This is a genomic window from Flavobacterium branchiophilum FL-15, from assembly GCF_000253275.1.
In the GTDB taxonomy this organism is placed as follows: Bacteria; Bacteroidota; Bacteroidia; order Flavobacteriales; family Flavobacteriaceae; genus Flavobacterium; species Flavobacterium branchiophilum.
Map to the genome: position 1 here is coordinate 3,539,939 of NC_016001.1, position 19,946 is coordinate 3,559,884.

Sequence of the window (19,946 nt, forward strand, 5' to 3'; positions counted from 1 at the left end):
AATATAAGTTTTAGTTGCCCTTTGATTATACACAATACATACATATTGAAATATATTTTCACATCATTTTATTTCAAACAATTGAAAATTAATTATTTAATATATTAAAAAATTTATGCACCATTAAAAAAATAATGGATATATGCGTAAAATGTGTAGTTTTTTTATATTAAAATGTGTAGCTGACATGTAGTTTCAAAATTAATATTTCATACATTTATATTAAAACACAACAAATGATATGGCCTTACTAATAAACATTAGTTAGTATTTAAAAGTTCAAAACAAATTATGGAGTCAATTTTGAGAAGTATTTCATACAAATAGCAACGTAATTTAAAATTTAAAACCATAAAAATATTTATCCATAATATAGAGGGCATTTCAATTGTAAATATTATTTTTGGTGCTTATAAAAAATTTCAAATGACCCATATTCAATACATTCAAAAGGCTTTGCAAATGCCTCAAAGTGGCATAAAAGGACTCGAAGCAACATTACAACTACTTTCAGAGGATTGTACGATTCCGTTTATATCTCGATACCGAAAAGACCAAACAGGCAATTTGGACGAGGTGGTTATCGAACAAATTGCCAAACTCAACAAGCAATTTGAAGAGATTGTCAAACGCAAAGAAGCCGTTTTGAAATCTATAGAAGAGCAAGGCCAATTAAGCCCCGAATTGTCTAAAAAAATAACCCAAAGTTTTGACTTGCAAGAATTGGAAGATTTGTATTTGCCATATAAGAAAAAGAAAAAAACCAAAGCCGATGTGGCTCGTGAAAAGGGCTTGGAACCCTTGGCCAAAATTATCATGAGTCAAAACAATGATGATATTGATTTTATGGCATCTAAATATTTGAACGACAAGGTGTTGAATGAAGATGAAGCCTTGCAAGGTGCTCGTGATATTATTGCCGAATGGATTAACGAAAACATTTATATAAGAACAAACTTGCGTAGGACGTTTCAACGCAAAGCCGAAATTGGTTCCAAGGTAGTCAAAGCCAAGAAAGACGACGAAGCCGCCCAGAAATTCTCCCAATATTTTGATTGGTCGGAACCCATTTCAAAAGCACCTTCGCATCGATTATTGGCCATGTTGCGTGCAGAAGCCGAGGGTTTTATCAAACTGAATGTAGCCATCGAAAAAGAAGAGGCGATTGATTTTATATCACAAAACGTCATCAAAAATCAACGATCGGAGGCCAAAACACATTTGGAATTGGCCATAAAAGACAGTTACAAACGCTTGCTAGAGCCCGCAATTTCCAATGAAACTTTGCAAGAAGCCAAAGCCAAAGCCGACACGAAAGCCATAGCCGTTTTTGCAGGCAATTTGAGTCAATTGTTATTGGCACCTCCTTTGGGCGAAAAGCGAATTTTGGCCATCGACCCAGGTTTTAGAAGTGGTTGTAAGGTAGTTTGTTTGGACGAAAAAGGCGATTTGCTCTACAACGAAACCATTTATCCGCATGCACCACAAAACGAGTCGGCTATGGCAATGAAAAAAATTCGTTCCATGGTGAATGCTTATAATATTGAAGCTATTTCTATTGGAAACGGAACGGCAAGCCGTGAGACGGAATTTTTTATCAAGAAAATTGCTTTCGACAAGCCAGTTCAGGTATTTGTGGTATCGGAGGCGGGTGCTTCGGTGTATTCAGCAAGCAAAATTGCAAGAGAAGAATTTGGAAGTTACGATGTAACGGTTCGGGGTTCGGTTTCTATTGGGCGGCGGCTTTCGGATCCGTTGGCGGAGTTGGTAAAAATCGATCCAAAATCCATTGGAGTAGGGCAGTACCAGCACGATGTGGACCAGAGCAAATTGCAAACGGCACTCGACACCACGGTGGTTAGTAGCGTGAATTCTGTGGGCATCAACATCAACACGGCGAGCAAATCGTTGCTGCGTTATGTGTCGGGCATTGGCGAAAAAATGGCAGAAAACATAGTGGCCTATCGTGCAGAAAATGGGCCTTTTGAAGATAGAAAGCAACTCAAAAAAGTACCACGATTGGGCGAAAAAGCATATCAGCAAGCGGCAGCATTCATTCGAATTAAAGATGGAAAAAACCCGCTAGACAATTCGGCAGTGCATCCCGAAGCGTATTCTATTGTTGAAAAAATGGCAAAAGATTTAGGCATCAAAACCGAGGCATTAATTGCCAATAAAGACAAGATCAAACTCATAAAACCCGAGCAATACATTACGCCAGAAATAGGAATTTTGACTTTAAAAGACATCTTGAAAGAGCTTGAAAAACCCGGATTGGACCCAAGAAAAGCGGCAAAGATTTTTGAATTTGACCCCAATGTGCGTTCCATTTCCGATTTGCGAACCGGCATGATTTTACCGGGTATTGTGAACAACATTACGGCATTTGGTTGCTTTGTAGATTTGGGCATCAAAGAAAGCGGATTGGTTCACATTTCGCAATTAAAAGAAGGCTTTGTATCGGATGTGAACGAAGTCGTAAAAATGCACCAACACGTTCAAGTAAAAGTAGTTGAGGTGGACGAAGCCAGAAAACGGGTGCAATTGACGATGGTGGTATAGTTTTTTTTGTATATTTGTCGTATAATTATAAACTTTTTATGAATTACAGGTTAGAACTACTTGAGGATAAGAAATTTGAGGATTTAAAATATAGGTTTCAAATTTACTGTTTAATAATCACTTTCAAACATCACTTCTTGGTACTACAAAGTTTATGTCTTCCGAATTTACTTGCTTTATAGTGGTTTTTTAGCTATTTAATCTAATAGTATCAAATTTAAAAGTTATACCAAATATACATATAAAATAGTCCAATCTATTGGTTCTTTTTTGCTAAAATTATTAAAAAAAAATAGTTCCGTAGCCCAGCTATGAAACTATTTTTTTTAAATTTTTCTAAAAATTAACTACGCATCTTAGGACTATTTTATAAATATATTTTGGTAAAATGCTAGATTAATTGTCCAAATTTTTAATAATGGTTTTCAAATTATCTAATAGTTCAACATTTGTTATGCCTTTTTCTAAATCAAAATTTTGGTAAAAGCTTGGTAATGAAAATGTGGCTTTTATATCAGCTCCAGAAAATGGCAATAACATTTTTGCCGATTCCAATACGGTTGTCCCACCTCTGGCACCTGGCGAAGTTGCCATTAAAAGCATTGGCTTGTTATTAAAGGTTTTTCTGTCTTTGATGCGAGAAGTCCAATCTAAAATGTTTTTTATCCCCACATTAAAAGATCCATTGTTTTCTGCCAATGACAAGATAATTAAGTCTGTTTCATCTATTTGATTTGCAAAAGCAGTAACTTCATTTGGAATTCCCAGATCATTTTCATTGTCAATGCTATAAATGGGAATTGTCAGCAAACTAATATCTACAGTTGAAACGGTTGAGCCAATAAATAATTGAGCCGTAAAGTTTGCCAAGGCTCTGTTGATAGAATTTTTAGAGTTACTCCCTCCAATGGCTAGAATTTTCATGATTGTTTTGTGTTTAAAATTCTTGTTTGTAATTCTGGAAAACGATACAAGGCTACCATCCATACAAAAGCTTGAATGATACAAGGTGCAATTACAGATTGACCATGCTCTAAATGTGTGGCAATTGCACCACCCATATAAGCTGCCAATAGTAGTGTCCCGATAATTCCAGTTCGAGGATAAATAAAAAAGAGGGCACTTACTATTTCTACAACCCCCAACATGGTATAACTTTGGGCATTGAGTCCAAATCCTTCTGCCATTTGTAACGCTTGGTCATTTGCAGTTAATTTTCCTATGGCACTGCCAATAAATACAAAGGCTACCAAGCCTGTAAGCACCCAATAAATGATTTTTTTAGTCTTTGCTGTCATTTTTTTTAAAATTTATTTGTTGTTTTACAAAATTATGAAACAAATATACGTAATTTTACTTTCTAAAATATAGTTATTACCCAATGGTAAGTAGTTATACCAAATATACATATAAAATAGTCCAATCTACTTGTTCTTTTTTGCTAAAATTATTCAAAAAAAAATAGTTCCGTAGCCCAGCTATGCAACGATTTTTTTTGAAAATTTTTTCTAAAAAATAACTACGCATCTTTGGACTATTTTATAAATATATTTGGTATTACTTAAAGGTAAGTACTCCTTAATCCCAAAAAAATGATGAATCATAAAGAAGATATTTGTCGGATACGGTTGATGGCAACAAGAGATGCGCTAGATGTTATTCAAGGAAAATGGCGAATTCCAATTATCATTTCTTTGACTTATGGAAATAAGCGTTTTGGTGAAATACAAAAAGATATTGTTGGTATTTCGCCCAAAATGCTATCACAAGAGTTGAAAGCCTTAGAAATAAATCAAATTATCAAGCGTACGCTACACGATACCATGCCCGTTACTACAGAATATTCACTTACACCGCTTGGACAGTCAATGAATGGTTTATTAGAAGAAATTTTAAATTGGGGCATTCATTTTCGGAATGAAGGCCTTAGGAAATAAATAAAAATTAAACATTTTATGAAGGCCTTATTTTGGATAAATTCAATTGTTTTTATTCCACAAAATAGCCTCATGATGTTACAAACAATGGTTACTAATCTTTTTTGTATAAAAGCAACATCAAACCTATATCTTGCAAAACCAAAATCATCGTTGTATCTTTACCGCATTGAAATGGTTTTGAAAATGGAAATGGCATCAATATTTTGAAATACCAAACACTATTTCAAATTTAAGTTACTTTATTTATTTTTTTTAAACAAATTACCCTCATTATGATTGAACCAATATTGATAGACACCAACGAATATATTCCAGGATTATCCATAGACTGTGTCATATTTGGTTTTCATGACAACCAGTTAAAGGTGTTGGCCATCAAGTCTGCATACCATTCCAAATGGTCGTTGCCTGGTGGATTTATCAAAAAAGAGGAGGATTTGGACACTGCAGCCCATAACATTCTTTTTAAAAGAACGGGTTTGAAAGGCATTTTTCTTCGGCAGTTTGCCGCTTTTGGACACGTTACCCGTAGCGAAAATAACTTTACTCCTCAAGCATTTAAAGAATTGAAAATATCCGAAAAAGACCAAGCATGGTACTTGCAACGATTTGTTTCTATTGGTTATTATGCCTTGGTCAATTTTAGAGATATTAAATTTTCTAAATCAAAAAAATCTGAAGCAATGGAATGGATAGATCCTAGAGCGTCGTACGAATTTATCATAGATCATAAAGATATTTTAGACAAAGCCCTTGAAACATTACAAAAAGAACTAAATTTGTTGCCCATTGGATACAAATTGCTTCCAGAAAAATTTACAATTCCCGAATTACAAAAATTGTATGAAACTATTTTAGGGCGACAATTGGACCGACGCAATTTTTTAAGAAAGATTACCCATATTGGAATCATCATCAAATTAGATGAGAAAAAAACTAAAGTTGCCCACAAAGCTCCAAATTATTTTCGATTTGACAAACAAAAATATGAAGAAGTATTAAAAAACGGCATCAATCAAGGGTGGTAATTGAAAGCACCACCCCTACCCTATTTTGAGTTTTTGATAACAAAAAAACACCCATTTTTTTATGAGCAAATCATTAGAAGAAGTACATCAAAGTGTTTCGACACTACACAAAAAATCTACTTATCGGCGAATAATGGCTTTTTTTGGCCCTGCCTATTTAGTAAGTGTGGGTTACATGGATCCGGGCAACTGGGCAACAGATTTGGCAGGTGGCAGCCAGTTTGGATACCAGCTGCTATGGGTATTACTCATGAGCAATTTAATGGCTCTTTTGTTGCAAAGCCTTAGTGCAAGGCTTGGTATTGTTACCCAGCGCGATTTGGCTCAAGCCTCACGAGAAACCTATCCTAAGTTTATCAATTATATCCTTTATTTTTTGGCCGAAATTGCAATTGCAGCCTGCGATTTGGCCGAGGTTTTAGGCATGGCCATAGGCATCAACCTTTTGTTTGACATACCGCTTATTTTTGGGGTTGTTATTACCGTTTTGGATACTTTTTTATTGCTTTTTCTAATTCAAAAAGGCATTCAAAAAATGGAGGCTTTTATCATTGTTTTGGTTTTAATTATTGGTATTTCGTTTGTATTTGAAATGTTTTTTGCACAACCAGAAACGGCTGCTCTCCTTAAAGGATTTATACCTTCGATTCCAAACAACGACGCTTTATATATAGCCATTGGAATTATTGGAGCTACAGTAATGCCACACAACTTATACTTACATTCGTCATTAGTTCAAACCCGAAAATTTAACCAAACCAACGAAGGGATCAAACAAGCCATCAAATATAATTTTTTTGACAGCCTTTTAGCACTCAATTTTGCGTTTTTTGTCAATGCGGCTATTCTAATTTTGGCAGCAGCTACCTTTTATAAAAACGGTTATTTTCATGTAGCCGAAATTCAAGATGCTCACCAACTTATGAAACCCTTGTTGGGCAAATGGGCTCCCATTTTGTTTGCAATTGCACTTATAGCAGCAGGGCAAAGCTCTACTGTAACGGGTACTTTGGCAGGGCAAATTATTATGGAAGGCTATTTGAATTTACGCATACAACCTTGGGTCAGACGGGTGATTACTAGACTAATAGCCATTGTGCCTGCCGTAGTAGTGATTTTGATTTTTGGCGAAAGCGTTACAGGAAAACTACTTATTTTTAGTCAAGTTGTTTTAAGTCTTCAGCTGGGTTTTGCCATTATTCCACTCATCCATTTTGTAAGTGATCCTCAAAAAATGAAAGGTTTTCAAATAAAACCATTAACTCAGATTGTAGCTTGGTTGATTGCCTTGATTATTGTATCGCTCAATGCCAAATTGGTTTTTGAACAATTATACCTATGGATTCAAGAAACTCAAAACCCTTTAATTCTATACCTTACCGTTGTACCGCTAGCCGTGTTTTTTTTAGGATTGTTGTTGTATCTTACCATCAAGCCTTTTATAAGTCGCAATCCGTTTTTGGACCACAACCATTCGCCACATCCAGTCCATTTTACTTATTTAGACCACCAATCGTCTGATTTAAAAAACATTGCCATTGCCATAGATTTCACTAAAGCTGATCAAAAGGCCCTACAAAATGCTTTTGATTTAGGAGGCAAAAAAGCACAATATACCCTAATACACGTAGTAGAAACGGTGGGTGCATTAGTATATGGCAAACACATTCTGGACCATGAAACCCATATAGACGAAAAATTGTTGCAACAATACCAAACCCAATTAATAGACAGAGGTTATAAAGTTGAGGTATTATTAGGATTCGGAAAACCATACAAAGTTATCCCCCATTTAATCAAAACACACCATTTTGATTTATTAGTAATGGGTACTCACGGACATACAGGCATTAAAGATTTGATTTTTGGAACAACCGTAGATAAACTTCGTCATCAAATTGAAATTCCATTATATATTGTAAAATAAAATTTTTATAATTTAATACTTAGTATTTATATAGTTTATAAATTTCCGAACCTGAAGGGTTCAAGTGGTGCTTTTCATGATTGTTTTGTTATAAATATATGACTGTCCGTAACTCATTCCAAATATATTTATAAAATAGTCCAAAGATGTGTAGCTATTTTTTAGAAAAAATTTTCAAAAAAAATCGTTGCATAGCTGGGCTACGGAACTATTTTTTTGACTCATTTTAGCAAAAAAGAACCAATAGATTGGACTATTATATATGTATATTTGGTAATAAAGGCTTCATTTTCTTTGCAGCTCTGTGCCTTTGCGTAACATTGAGCTCGCAAAGAATAGTCGAAAACTAATTTACACTATGAAATAGTTCTAGTTGCGGATAGTCCTATAAATATAGAAACCCGAAGAGGTTCGGGTTATGTTTTGGATTATCTGTTAAATGTTTCAAATATTTGAGTCAAATTTTCTGGATCCAAACCACAATGTTTATGGAGCATATCCATGCTGCCGTGTTCTATAAACGCATCTGGAATACCCAAAATTTTGACACGATTTGTCAATTGATGTTCTAAAACATAAGCCCCAATAGCAGCACCAAACCCTCCTTTGACGGTGCCGTCTTCTAGGGTAATCATGTTTTGATAATTAGACGTAATGGATTTCAAAGCATCACAATCTAGTGGTTTTACAAATCCAAAATGATAATGTCCAAAATCGGAATTTTGATTTATTTTTGATAAAATACCACTCACAACATTTGTCATGGTTCCAGTGGTCAAAAGTGCTGTTTGGCGTCCTTTTTTCAAACAAATGGCTTGTCCAATAGTGATTTTTTCAAATGGTTTTTCCCATTCTACAAGGCTGCATCGGCCTCTTGGATATCTAATGGCTATGGGGTTTTGTAGTCCAAGTTGTGCCGTATAAAGTATGTTTCTAAGTTCAATTGCATCTTTTGGTGCAAATACAATCATGTTTGGAATAGCACTCAAAAAAGCCAAATCAAAAACACCATGGTGGGTGGCACCGTCTTCGCCAACCAAGCCAGCCCTATCTAAACAAAATACAACAGGCAATTGTTGCAAAGCCACATCATGAATAACCTGATCATAAGCACGCTGTAAAAAAGTTGAATAAATATTACAATAAACAACCATTCCTTGAGTGGCCATTCCTGCTGCTAGTGTAACCGCATGTTGTTCGGCAATCCCAACATCCAAAGCCCTTGTAGGATATACTTCCATCATCAATTTTAAAGAACTGCCCGTTGGCATGGCTGGAGTAATTCCTATAATATTGGGGTTTTGATGTGCCAGCTCTAAAATAGTTTTGCCAAAAACATCTTGAAATTTGGGTGGCAAATCAACATCAGATTTTAGCATGAGTTCTCCGGTATTGGCATTAAATTTGCCAGGCGCATGATACGTAACTTGATGGGTTTCGGCTTGTTGAAGTCCCTTACCTTTTGTAGTAATAAGGTGCAAAAATTTGGGCCCTTTTATTTTTTTTAAACGCTCTAATTCTTTGATAATCAATGTTATATTATGGCCGTCTATTGGGCCAGAACCATCAAAATTTAATGATTGAATTAAGTTATTTGCCTTTGGGTTATGCCCTTCTTTTACGGTAGTAAGATAATTTTTTAGGGCTCCAACACTCGGATCTATTCCAATGGCATTGTCGTTTAGAATAACCAACAAATTGGCTCCCGTAACCCCCGCATGATTGAGTCCTTCAAAAGCCATCCCACTTGCAATCGAAGCATCGCCAATAACGGCTATGTGGTTTTTGTGGGTGTCTCCCTTCAATTGTGAGGCCAATGCCATGCCCAATGCAGCACTTATAGATGTAGAAGAATGCCCTACTCCAAAGGCATCATAAACACTTTCGGCCCTTTTTGGAAATCCCGAAATACCTCCAAACTGTCTGTTGGTATGAAAAATATTTTGACGTTCTGTAAGTATTTTATGCCCATAAGCTTGGTGGCCAACATCCCAAATCAATAAATCATTTGGCGTGTCAAATACATAATGCAAGGCAATTGTAAGTTCTACAACTCCCAAACTAGCCCCCAAATGCCCTTCTTTACTAGCCACTATTGTTATTATAAATTGTCTTAACTCTTGAGCAAGTTGTTCCAATTGTGAGGGCAACAGTTGTCTCAAATCGGCTGGCGAATGGATTTTGGATAAAAGTTGGTTTTTCATCGGTTGTATTGGGTATCTATTTAATCATTGGGGTTACTCCACGTTAATATTATTCCAAATAGGAATAAAGGTGTTGTAACGCTTTTGGTAGTGCCCATCTTTAGATTGTGTCGATTTCATGAATTTCAAAATACAAATCTACAACCATTTTTTTAGAAACAAACCGATTGTCTAAACAATTTCAAAAGGCTACGCCGCACTATCTCATTTTAAAATCAAAAAGGATTACTTGGTATAAACACAAAAGAGTAGTTGCTAAATATCTATATTTGCAAAAAAAATAAATACAAAGCAAAATGGCAAGAGACCCACAACTAAAGGAGCGTTGGGAACGATTAGTTCAAATTTTGTCCGATCGGTTTTCGCAAGGCGAAGATTTAGATTTAGAAGCCATCATTTTTTTGATTGGCATACAAGAACTAGGAAAGATACACAAAACCTATCAAAAAGATGATAAATTAAACTTAATGCACATTGCTATATGTAGGCTATTAGAGCCATACGGTTATTATACCTTTGATTATTTTGATGCCGATGGCTGGCCACATTATACCGTAAAAGAACAACTTCCTGCCTTAAAAGCTGGCGAACAATCAGTACTGATGAAAGAGGCTATTGTAGCCTATTTTTTAGAAAAAGAGTTAATTGATTGATTTTTTATCTATTTTGATTCAAAAAAATGTTCTAAAAAGGCAATATTTAAGACTAAAAAACTAATTTTGCACTTATGAATGCCTACCCAAAAAATAAGCTAAAACAATCCAAGTGATGACAGACAAAATCAAAGCCTATATAGCCGAAGCCAAAGCTTTTCAAACAGAAAACAAAGAAAAATTAGAAGCCTTCCGAATTAAATTCTTAGGAAGCAAAGGTTTGTTAAAAGAAGTATTTGCAGATTTTAAAAACGTTCCAAACGACCAAAAAAAAGAATTTGGTCAAGTAATTAATTTGCTCAAAAACATAGCCGAGGAAAAAGTAAGAACCCTTCAAGAATCCTTAGAAAACAAAGAAGAAACCAAAGGGATTTATGGTGATTTGACCCGTCCAGCCGAAGCCTTAAATATTGGCTCAAGACATCCTATTTCTATTGTAAAAAATCAAATTATTGATGTTTTTGCAAACATAGGTTTCAATGTGTCCGAGGGGCCTGAAATAGAAGACGATTGGCACAATTTTACGGCACTCAACCTGCCAGAATACCACCCAGCACGAGACATGCAGGACACCTTTTTTATTCAAACCAATCCCGATATTTTATTAAGAACCCACACCTCATCTGTTCAAGTGCGGTATATGGAAAACAACACCCCTCCTATTCGTACCATTTCGCCAGGTAGGGTATTTAGAAACGAAGCTGTTTCCTCTCGTTCGCATTGTATTTTTCATCAAGTAGAAGGTTTATATATAGACAAAGACGTTTCATTTGCCGACTTGAAACAAACCTTGCTATATTTTACAAAAGAAATGTTTGGAAAATCTAAAATTAGACTTCGCCCATCATACTTTCCGTTTACAGAACCAAGTGCCGAGGTAGATATTTACTGGGGTTTAAAAACAGAAACAGATTATAGAATTACAAAAGGTACAGGATGGCTAGAAATTATGGGTTGTGGTATGGTAGATCCAAATGTACTTAAAAATTGCAACATCAATCCCGATGACTATAATGGTTTTGCCTTTGGAATGGGCATCGAACGTATTGCGATGTTGCTGTATCAAATTGGCGATATTAGAATGTTTTATGAAAATGATGTTCGCTTTTTAGAACAATTCAAATCAAGTTTGTAATTTTTTATTAACAAATAATTGCATTATTTCACGCTTTTTTATATTTATAATACGATAAACACCATCCATAAAACGCCTATTGTCTAATTTATTCCAGACAATAGGCGTTTTTTTTTACAACTCTTCAAAATTTGAAAATGTTTCTAAAAAATGGTGAATGACAATTGGAAACGGATAAGTTCTAATATGATCAAATGTTTTTCCTTCGTTTAATTGGCCTTCGATTTGAACTTTCCAAAACTGAAGGTGCAATTTTTGATGGGTCAATTTGTGTATTATCGGTTCGTTTTGAAGCTTTTTGAGGCTTTTAACGTTGTAATGGTCGTTTAGATATTGTAAAACAATGGTATCATCATCAAAATGAAGTGATTCTAATAAAGGAAATTCGTATAAATTTTGCCAAATATCTTTTGCTATCCGTTTTTGAACAATCGAATTGGCTTTTTCATCTTGCAAGATAAAATAATTTAAAAATCGGTTTTTGACTTTAATTTTTTTAATTTTTACAGGCAACTGTGCTACTTTCTTTTTTTGCAATGCCAAACAACTATCGCTAAAAATACAACTGTTGCAATCAGGATTTTTTGGTACACATTGCAAGGCACCAAACTCCATTATGGCTTGGTTAAACAAGGCAGGATGCTCTTTTGGCATGAGTTCGAGTGCCAAGTTTGAAAAAACACTTTTAGTTTGTATCAATGCTATATCATTTGATATGTCAAAATAACGAGCCAGTACTCTAAAAACGTTTCCATCGACAACAGGCACATATTCGTTGTAAGAAAAAGAAGCAATAGCTGCAGCAGTATAGCTGCCAATGCCTTTGAGTTTTAATAAATCTTTGTAATTATCAGGAAAAATCCCGTTTTTTTCAAAGGCAATAGTTTGGGCTGTTTGATGCAAATTTCTGGCACGAGAATAATAACCCAATCCTTGCCAAAGTTTTAAAACCTGTTCTTCTGAAGCATTTGCTAGATGAAAAATAGTTGGGAAATGGTTCATAAAAGCCTCATAATAAGGCAATCCCTGAGCAACACGAGTTTGTTGAAGCATAATTTCGGAGAGCCAAATGGGATATGGGTTTGTGGTATTTCGCCAAGGTAAATCTCGTTTTTGAAGGTGGTACCACTGGATAAGTTTGCTAGAAAATGACATAAAATTCAATTAGTTAGCAAAAGTATATATTTATGTTGTTAAATTTTAGTCAATTAGCTTGAATAATTGTTTTTTTAATTCCTATATTTGCAAACTCAAAAAAAGTATATCATTATAAATACGAAAGAAAATGACGAAAGCAGATATCGTAACAAAAATTTCAGAAAAATTAGGTCTTGAAAAAAAAGACGTTCAGGCAGCCGTTGAAACCTTTATGGAAGAAATCAAAAGCTCATTAGAAACAGGAGATAATGTATATCTTAGAGGTTTTGGAAGTTTTATCGTAAAAACAAGAGCCGAAAAAACAGGAAGAAATATTTCTAAAAATACAACTATAAAAATACCAGCACACAATATACCTTCATTTAAACCAGCAAAAGTATTTGTAGAAGGTGTAAAAACAAACAATTTAGCAAAATAATTATTAACCATAAAATCGAAAAAACATGCCAAGTGGTAAAAAAAGAAAGAGACATAAGGTAGCAACACACAAACGCAAAAAAAGAGCGAGAGCTAACCGTCATAAAAAGAAAAAGTAGTCTAACTACTTTTTCTTTTTTTTAAGTTCATTGAAAAGGAAGTTATTGTTTCAATACATTTTAAAGTAAAAGCTCTAAGCTCTAATAATACTATGTTTGACAATGCTTCACCGGGTACAATACCTGTAAAATTATTGTTTAATCCATCCTTACAAAATAAGTTGGTAGTTAAGGGTTGATGATTCATAGCCAGACTAAAATCAGCAACCAATGACCGACAATCAAATGTTCGGATAAAAATGTACAGCGTGAATAAAGAATTAATCATTAGATCTAGTCCTGAAGCCGTAGATTTTGCCTTATTAAAAGATGGAAAACTAATTGAATTACATAAAGAACAAGAAACCAGCAATTTTCAAGTTGGCGATATTTTTATTGCTAAAATCAGAAAACCTGTTGCAGGACTCAATGCTGCTTTTGTAAACGTAGGCTACGAAAAAGATGCCTTTTTACATTATCATGACCTTGGTCCTAATCTTGCTTCGCAATTGAAATTCATAAAACTTGTAAGCACAGGTAAAATAAAAGATTTCTCCCTAAAAAGCTTTCAGTTTGAGAAAGAAATAGATAAAAATGGTATGATTACAGATATTATCAATGCCAATCAATCTATATTAGTACAAGTGGTTAAAGAACCTATTTCGACCAAAGGACCCAGAATTAGTTCTGAATTGTCCTTGGCTGGCCGATATGTGGTGTTAGTACCTTTTTCGGACAGGGTTTCGGTTTCTCAAAAAATTGAAGCTAAATCTGAAAAAGACCGACTAAAAAAACTTGTACAATCTATCAAACCAAAAGGATTTGGTGTTATTGTTAGAACAGTAGCCGAAGGCAAAAATACAGCCGAATTAGAAAAAGATTTGCAGAACCTGCTAAGCAGATGGACTGCAATGTGTAAAAAATTACCAACTGCTCATCATCCTTCAAAAGTATTAGGCGAACTCAACAGAGCTTCCTCGATACTACGAGATGTATTCAATGATTCTTTCAGTGGCATACATATAGATGACGAAGAGTTGTATCAACAAACGAAGGAATACGTTCAAAAAATAGCGCCTTCAAAACAATCAATGGTAAAGTTTTATCAATCTAAAGATACTCCTATTTTTGAGAAATTTAATATCGAAAGACAAATCAAAACATCTTTTGGCAAAACAGTATCGATGAGCAAAGGTGCTTATCTGATTATAGAACACACTGAAGCACTGCATGTTATAGACGTTAATAGCGGCAACCGTTCTAACAAAGCTTCTAATCAGGAAGATACTGCAATGGAAGTAAACATGATAGCGGCAGCCGAAATTGCCAGACAACTCCGACTGCGTGATATGGGTGGCATTATTGTGATCGATTTTATTGATATGACCGATGTTGAAAATAGAAAAGTATTGTTCGACTTCCTAAGGGAAGAAATGAGCGATGATAAAGCCAAACACAAAATCTTACCGCCTAGCAAATTTGGCCTTGTTCAAATTACCAGACAGCGTGTAAGACCTGAAGTAAACATTAAAACACGGGAAGAAGACCCTAATAACGAAAATGCCGAAATTGAAGCCCCTATCGTTATTATCGACAAAATAACTTCCGATTTAGAGAATTATTTAAAAAGTTACAATAATGTTGTGCTCAATACACACCCTTTTGTAGCTGCTTACCTTGCAAAAGGTTTTCCATCTATACGCTTAAAATGGTTTTTTGAGCATAAAAAATGGGTAAAAATCATTCCACGTGACGCTTACACGTATCTTGAATATCATTTTTTCGACAAAAACGGAAATGAAATTAAAGAGTAAAAAATTAATAAAAAACCGCTTCTTACTAAGGAGCGGTTTTTTTATGTTTATACCAAATACGTGTATTGGTATTAATCGTTATCGCTGGCATACCATTCTGCAAATGATGTATCCGTTTCTTGCAATTTTAATGAATGTAACTTGATGTTTTCAGGCAATCTGTTTTTTATTTTTTCGGAAAAATTAACCACCATATTTTCGCTAGTTGGCTGATAATCAACCAATATAACATGATGCCCTCTGGCTATCAATTCTGTGGCCAGCTCTATATGTGGCGTTGTTTTATTAAACACCGTAGCATGATCAAACAAATCGACAACTTCTTCTTTTACTATTTTTTTTAAATCTGTAAAATCTATAACCATTCCATACTTAGTGTTAGCTCTATCGGTTATCGGACTTCCTATAACGGTTACTGACAACTTATAACTATGTCCGTGAACATTTTTGCATTTGCCATCATAGCCATAAAGGGCGTGCCCTGTTTCAAAACTAAATTGTTTGGTAATTCTAATTTTACTCATTTTAAAAGGATTTGAGTTGCAAATTTACATCATTTTTTGAAAATAATTTTCATTTCACTTTATTAAAAAATATTGTATTTTTAAATCAAAATTATACCAAATATATTTATAAAATAGTCCAAAGATGCGTAGTTATTTTTTAGAAAAAAATTTCAAAAAAAATCGTTGCATAGCTGGGCTACGGAACTATTTTTTTGGATAATTTTAGCAAAAAAGAACCAATAGATTGGACTATTTTATAGGTATATTTGGTAATATATTAATTTATCAAAATAATAATGACAAAATAGCATTTATCTTTTCAAACGAATGAAAATTTTCATGTTCAATGGTATGGTCAATTCTTTCGTGTGCCCAAGTGGTATGAAAAGGAACATGCACACCATGTCCGCCAATGTTTAGCACTGGCAACACATCTGATTTTAACGAATTTCCAATCATTAAAAAGTCTGAAGAATCTATATCTAATCGTTTGATTAAATCGGAATAATCAATTTCTTGTTTGTCAGACATGACTTCAATATGATGAAAATAGTGCCCTAATCCAGAATTATGTAATTTTCGCCTTTGGTCTAATAAATCGCCTTTGGTGGCAACGACTAATTTGTATTTCCCTTTTAAGGCTTCCAAAGTTTCTTCGACACCATCTAGTAAAACAATCGGTTTTTCAAGTAATTCTTTCCCAAATTGAATGATTTTTTCAATCACCTCAACGGGAATTGTATTGTTTGAAATAACCATTGCGGCTTCTATCATCGAAAGAATGTAGCCTTTAATTCCATAACCATACAGTTTCAAATTAGCAATTTCAATTTTGAATAATTCTTGCGAAATACCCTGATGCGAAAGGTAATCTTGCATCAATTCGCAAAATTTTTTTTCGGTTTCGTCAAAATATGTTTCGTTTACCCAAAGGGTATCGTCGGCATCAAAAGCTATTATTTTTGGTTTCATATTGATTTAATTAATCGTCTCACCATTCCCAACACCTTCAGCATCTGGGTTTACAAAAACCAATTTCCCTTCGGCATTGTTGGTCATCAAAATCATACCTTGACTTTCTACGCCACGAAGGTTTCTGGGTGCCAAATTTACTAAAACCGTCACTTTTTTACCAATAATAGCTTCTGGTGCAAAACTTTCGGCAATGCCCGAAACAATGGTTCGAACGTCAATTCCAGTATCTACTTTTAAGATTAAAAGTTTGTTGGCTTTTGGCATTTTCTCCGCTTCCAAAATCGTTCCTACACGCAAATCCATTTTGGCAAAATCTTCAAACTGAATCGCTTCTTTTTGTGGTTCGGATTTTTTGTTTTCGGCTAGGTTGGCTATTTTTGTTGCTTCCAATTTATCAATTTGTTTTTGGATTTCTTCGTCTTCTATTTTAGCAAAAAGTAATTCCGCTTCGCCAATTTGGTGTCCGGCTGGAAGTAAGTCGCTATTTTCAGCAATGGTATTCCAATTCAAAGCTTGCTCTATTTTTAAAATATGGCTTAATTTTTTTGCTGTAAAAGGCAAAAATGGTTCGCAAAGTGTACTCAAAGCCGCTGCAATTTGTAAGGCTACATACATTTGGGTTTGTACACGCTCTGGATTGTCTTTGATCACTTTCCAAGGCTCTTCGTCGGCCAAATATTTATTTCCCAAACGAGCGGCATTCATCATTTCGCCCAAAGCTTCTCTAAAACGGTAACGTTCAATTGAACTTGAAATTACCGCTGGATACGCTTTTAATTCATTTAAAACTGCTTCATCATATTCCGTAAAGTTGGGTGTTCCCCCTTCGGGGGTTAGGGAGCTTGGAGCTGGCACAATACCGTTGTAGTATTTATTAGTCAGAACCACCACACGATTGATGAAGTTACCAAAAATCGCCACCAATTCGTTGTTATTTCTAGCTTGGAAATCTTTCCAAGTAAAGTCGTTGTCTTTAGTTTCTGGCGCATTCGAAGTCAAAGCATAACGCAATACGTCTTGCTGATTGGGAAATTCTTCCAAATATTCGTGCAACCAAACCGCCCAGTTTTTAGAGGTCGATAGTTTATTGCCTTCCAAGTTCAAAAATTCATTCGCAGGCACGTTATCAGGCAAAATATAACTTCCTTCGGCCTTCAACATCGCTGGGAAAATGATGCAGTGAAATACAATATTGTCTTTTCCAATAAAGTGAACCAATTTAGTGTCTTGATCTTTCCAATAGGGTTCCCAATTTTTTCCTTCACGTGCTGCCCATTCTTTTGTAGCAGAAATGTAGCCAATAGGGGCATCAAACCACACATATAATTTTTTTCCTTCGGCACCTGCAACGGGTACGTCAATTCCCCAATCCAAATCACGGGTTACGGCACGAGGCTCTAATCCGCCATCAATCCAGGATTTTACTTGACCATACACGTTGGGTTTCCAATCGTTTTTATGACCAACTAAAATCCATTCTTTCAAAAAATCTTCGTAACGATCCAAAGGCAAAAACCAGTGTTTAGTTGATTTCAAAATAGGGGTTTCGCCCGTAATGGTCGATTTTGGGTTGATTAAATCCGTAGCGTTCAAGGTAGAACCACATTTTTCGCATTGGTCACCGTAGGCTTCTTCGTTGCCGCATTTTGGGCAAGTTCCTGTTACAAATCGGTCAGCCAAAAATTGATTGGCTTTAGCATCATACAATTGTTCTGTTTCTTCTTCAATAAAATCGCCTTTGTCATACAAGGTTTTGAAGAATTCCGAAGCCGTTTCGTGATGAATTGCAGCCGAAGTTCTGGAATAATTATCAAAAGAAATTCCAAAATCCACAAACGATTTACGGATAATGCCATCGTATTTATCAATTACTTCTTGAGGTGTAATGCCTTCTTTTTTGGCTTTCATCGAAATGGCAACGCCGTGTTCGTCGCTTCCGCATACAAACAAAACGTCTCTTCCTTGCAATCGTAAATAGCGAGAATAAATGTCCGAAGGCACGTAAACCCCCGCTAAATGGCCAATGTGGATTGGGCCGTTTGTATATGGCAAGGCCGCTGTAATGGTATATCTTGTAGCTTCGTTATTTGTAACGTTGCTTTCATTTGTATTTTCTATCATGATTTTTCTATAATAAATGCAAAAATAAAGTTTTGATTTTTAAATAGTAACTAGTTATCCTTTTTTTTAAAGAACATTTTTTATTTAGGCCAAATAATACCAAATATACATATAAAATAGACCAATCTACTTGTTCTTTTTTGCTAATATTATTAAAAAAAAATAGTTCTGTAGCCCAGCTATGCAACGATTTTTTTTGAAAATTTTTTCTAAAAAATAACTACGCATCTTTGGACTATTTTATAAATATATTTGGTATAAAACAGCCCATACAATTAATTTTTTTTGGGCGTTCCCACAAGGTCGGGCAATCCGTTGCAAACAACGTTCATTGAACTCCAAAAGAAATTTCACATTGTGAAATAATCTTTTTTTGATAATCACATTCAGAAACTATATTCGTGCAAAATAACACACCCCTTTTGGGGGCTGGGGGGCTTCTAAAAGGATTATCATTGCTATCCCTAACGAAAAACGGGTTTAATAATAAAATTTGACTATTTTTTAAAATATTTTTTATCAATCGTTTTCAAAATTTAAAACTTTGTCAAAGATTATTGAGACAAATTAATACTTAATTAAACGACATTCTAATATTAATTCAATAATAAATTTAAAACATACCCATCTATTATATGCTATTTTTTAATTACAAGCTATTTTATCTACCCTATTTTGGTGTCGCCCGCCTTCAAATGAAGTTTGTAAAAAAGTGTTTACTATTTCTAAAACTTGCTCAATAGCTGTAAATCGAGCAGGAATACTCAACACATTAGCATCGTTGTGCTGGCGTGCTAAGGCCGCTATTTCTTTTGTCCAACACAGGGCTGCTCTCACTTCTTGGTGCTTATTTGCCGTCATGGCTATTCCATTGCCCGATCCGCAAATAACAATGCCAAAATCGGCTTTTTTTTGGGCTATATCCTTGGCTACTGGATGTGCAAAATCTGGATAATCCACACTGTCTGCGCTGTCTGTTCCATAGTTGGTTATTTGGTGTCCTTGTGCTATTAGCATGGCTACAATGGCTTTTTTATATGCTGGCCCTGCGTGGTCGTTTCCAATAGAAATATTCATCGTTGTTTGTTTATTTTTTTTGATTGGCAAATTTAAGCATTTTTTAAAATAAGTATTACTTAATTTTTAACCTATTTTATTAAGCTCAAAATTTTAATTTTTACCTTATTTGAAATTATCAATATTTATATCAAACTATCTTATATTTTTATTATATTTGAAAATGAAACCCTTTTGTTATAAAATATAATGTATTGATTATCAATTAAATAACAACTTTATCAACAGTATTTATCATTGTTGATAAATTTTGTAATTACTTGGTTATCAATACAGCTGTTTTGAACAATGTTTGTTAATAACTTCAAATAAAATTAAAGAACTTTTTTTT

At 34.6% G+C, this 19,946-nt stretch carries 16 protein-coding genes; 8 read left to right on the top strand and 8 right to left on the bottom strand.

Annotated features, from left to right (window positions below; translation table 11 throughout):
- Positions 1 to 426: 426 nt before the first annotated feature.
- A complete protein-coding gene (locus FBFL15_RS15530; protein ID WP_014085459.1) occupies positions 427 to 2,562 on the top strand; it encodes a Tex family protein in 2,136 nt (711 codons plus the stop codon).
- A 396-nt stretch (positions 2,563 to 2,958) separates the two neighbouring features.
- Here the strand turns inward: FBFL15_RS15530 and FBFL15_RS15535 are convergent, their stop codons facing one another.
- Both FBFL15_RS15535 and FBFL15_RS15540 read right to left on the bottom strand, forming a co-directional pair.
- A complete protein-coding gene (locus FBFL15_RS15535) occupies positions 2,959 to 3,486 on the bottom strand; it encodes an NADPH-dependent FMN reductase (protein WP_014085460.1) in 528 nt (175 codons plus the stop codon).
- Positions 3,483 to 3,860, bottom strand: coding sequence for a DoxX family protein (locus FBFL15_RS15540; RefSeq protein ID WP_014085461.1), 378 nt, complete (start codon positions 3,858 to 3,860; stop codon positions 3,483 to 3,485). The genes FBFL15_RS15535 and FBFL15_RS15540 overlap by 4 nt, the downstream gene beginning before the upstream one ends.
- A 294-nt stretch (positions 3,861 to 4,154) precedes the next feature.
- On the opposite strand from FBFL15_RS15540, the gene FBFL15_RS15545 reads away from it, so the two are divergent.
- From FBFL15_RS15545 to FBFL15_RS15555, 3 genes are all read left to right on the top strand, one after another.
- Positions 4,155 to 4,499, top strand: coding sequence for a winged helix-turn-helix transcriptional regulator (locus FBFL15_RS15545; protein WP_014085462.1), 345 nt, complete (start codon positions 4,155 to 4,157; stop codon positions 4,497 to 4,499).
- Between the two features lie 275 nt (positions 4,500 to 4,774).
- The gene (locus FBFL15_RS15550) at positions 4,775 to 5,530 is read left to right on the top strand and encodes an NUDIX hydrolase (RefSeq protein ID WP_014085463.1); all 756 of its coding nucleotides are present in this window, start codon (positions 4,775 to 4,777) and stop codon (positions 5,528 to 5,530) included.
- 61 nt (positions 5,531 to 5,591) lie between these two features.
- Complete coding sequence (locus tag FBFL15_RS15555) at positions 5,592 to 7,457, top strand: Nramp family divalent metal transporter (protein ID WP_014085464.1); 1,866 nt, start codon at positions 5,592 to 5,594, stop codon at positions 7,455 to 7,457.
- Positions 7,458 to 7,885: 428 nt separating this feature from the next.
- Here FBFL15_RS15555 and FBFL15_RS15560 read toward each other — a convergent pair whose 3' ends face one another.
- Positions 7,886 to 9,661, bottom strand: a complete 1,776-nt coding sequence (locus tag FBFL15_RS15560; protein ID WP_014085465.1) for a 1-deoxy-D-xylulose-5-phosphate synthase — start codon at positions 9,659 to 9,661, stop codon at positions 7,886 to 7,888.
- A 296-nt stretch (positions 9,662 to 9,957) separates the two neighbouring features.
- Here FBFL15_RS15560 and FBFL15_RS15565 point away from each other — a divergent pair, with 296 nt between their 5' ends.
- Both FBFL15_RS15565 and pheS read left to right on the top strand, forming a co-directional pair.
- Positions 9,958 to 10,314: a hypothetical protein gene (locus FBFL15_RS15565; RefSeq protein ID WP_014085466.1), complete on the top strand. Its 357-nt coding sequence runs from the start codon at positions 9,958 to 9,960 to the stop codon at positions 10,312 to 10,314.
- A 115-nt stretch (positions 10,315 to 10,429) separates the two neighbouring features.
- Positions 10,430 to 11,449: a phenylalanine--tRNA ligase subunit alpha gene (gene pheS / locus FBFL15_RS15570; RefSeq protein ID WP_014085467.1), complete on the top strand. Its 1,020-nt coding sequence runs from the start codon at positions 10,430 to 10,432 to the stop codon at positions 11,447 to 11,449.
- Between the two features lie 114 nt (positions 11,450 to 11,563).
- On the opposite strand, the gene mutY is transcribed toward pheS, so the two are convergent.
- On the bottom strand, positions 11,564 to 12,604 hold the full coding sequence (gene mutY / locus FBFL15_RS15575; protein ID WP_014085468.1) for an A/G-specific adenine glycosylase: 1,041 nt from the start codon (positions 12,602 to 12,604) through the stop codon (positions 11,564 to 11,566).
- Between the two features lie 130 nt (positions 12,605 to 12,734).
- Here mutY and FBFL15_RS15580 point away from each other — a divergent pair, with 130 nt between their 5' ends.
- The gene (locus FBFL15_RS15580) at positions 12,735 to 13,025 is read left to right on the top strand and encodes an HU family DNA-binding protein (RefSeq protein ID WP_014085469.1); all 291 of its coding nucleotides are present in this window, start codon (positions 12,735 to 12,737) and stop codon (positions 13,023 to 13,025) included.
- A gap of 366 nt (positions 13,026 to 13,391) precedes the next feature.
- Positions 13,392 to 14,936 carry an Rne/Rng family ribonuclease gene (locus FBFL15_RS15590; RefSeq protein ID WP_044032646.1) on the top strand — a complete coding sequence of 515 codons (1,545 nt, stop codon included), beginning with the start codon at positions 13,392 to 13,394 and terminating at the stop codon, positions 14,934 to 14,936.
- Between the two features lie 71 nt (positions 14,937 to 15,007).
- Here FBFL15_RS15590 and FBFL15_RS15595 read toward each other — a convergent pair whose 3' ends face one another.
- The 4 genes from FBFL15_RS15595 to rpiB form a co-directional block, all read right to left on the bottom strand.
- The gene (locus FBFL15_RS15595; RefSeq protein WP_014085471.1) at positions 15,008 to 15,460 is read right to left on the bottom strand and encodes a 6-pyruvoyl trahydropterin synthase family protein; all 453 of its coding nucleotides are present in this window, start codon (positions 15,458 to 15,460) and stop codon (positions 15,008 to 15,010) included.
- Between the two features lie 267 nt (positions 15,461 to 15,727).
- Positions 15,728 to 16,414, bottom strand: coding sequence for an HAD family hydrolase (locus FBFL15_RS15600; protein ID WP_014085472.1), 687 nt, complete (start codon positions 16,412 to 16,414; stop codon positions 15,728 to 15,730).
- A gap of 6 nt (positions 16,415 to 16,420) precedes the next feature.
- Entirely contained in the window at positions 16,421 to 18,538 is a 2,118-nt protein-coding gene (gene metG, locus FBFL15_RS15605; protein ID WP_014085473.1) for a methionine--tRNA ligase, read from the bottom strand.
- Between the two features lie 645 nt (positions 18,539 to 19,183).
- Positions 19,184 to 19,615 (bottom strand): ribose 5-phosphate isomerase B, encoded by a 432-nt coding sequence (gene rpiB / locus FBFL15_RS15615; RefSeq protein ID WP_014085474.1) that lies wholly within the window; start codon positions 19,613 to 19,615, stop codon positions 19,184 to 19,186.
- Positions 19,616 to 19,946: the final 331 nt, after the last annotated feature.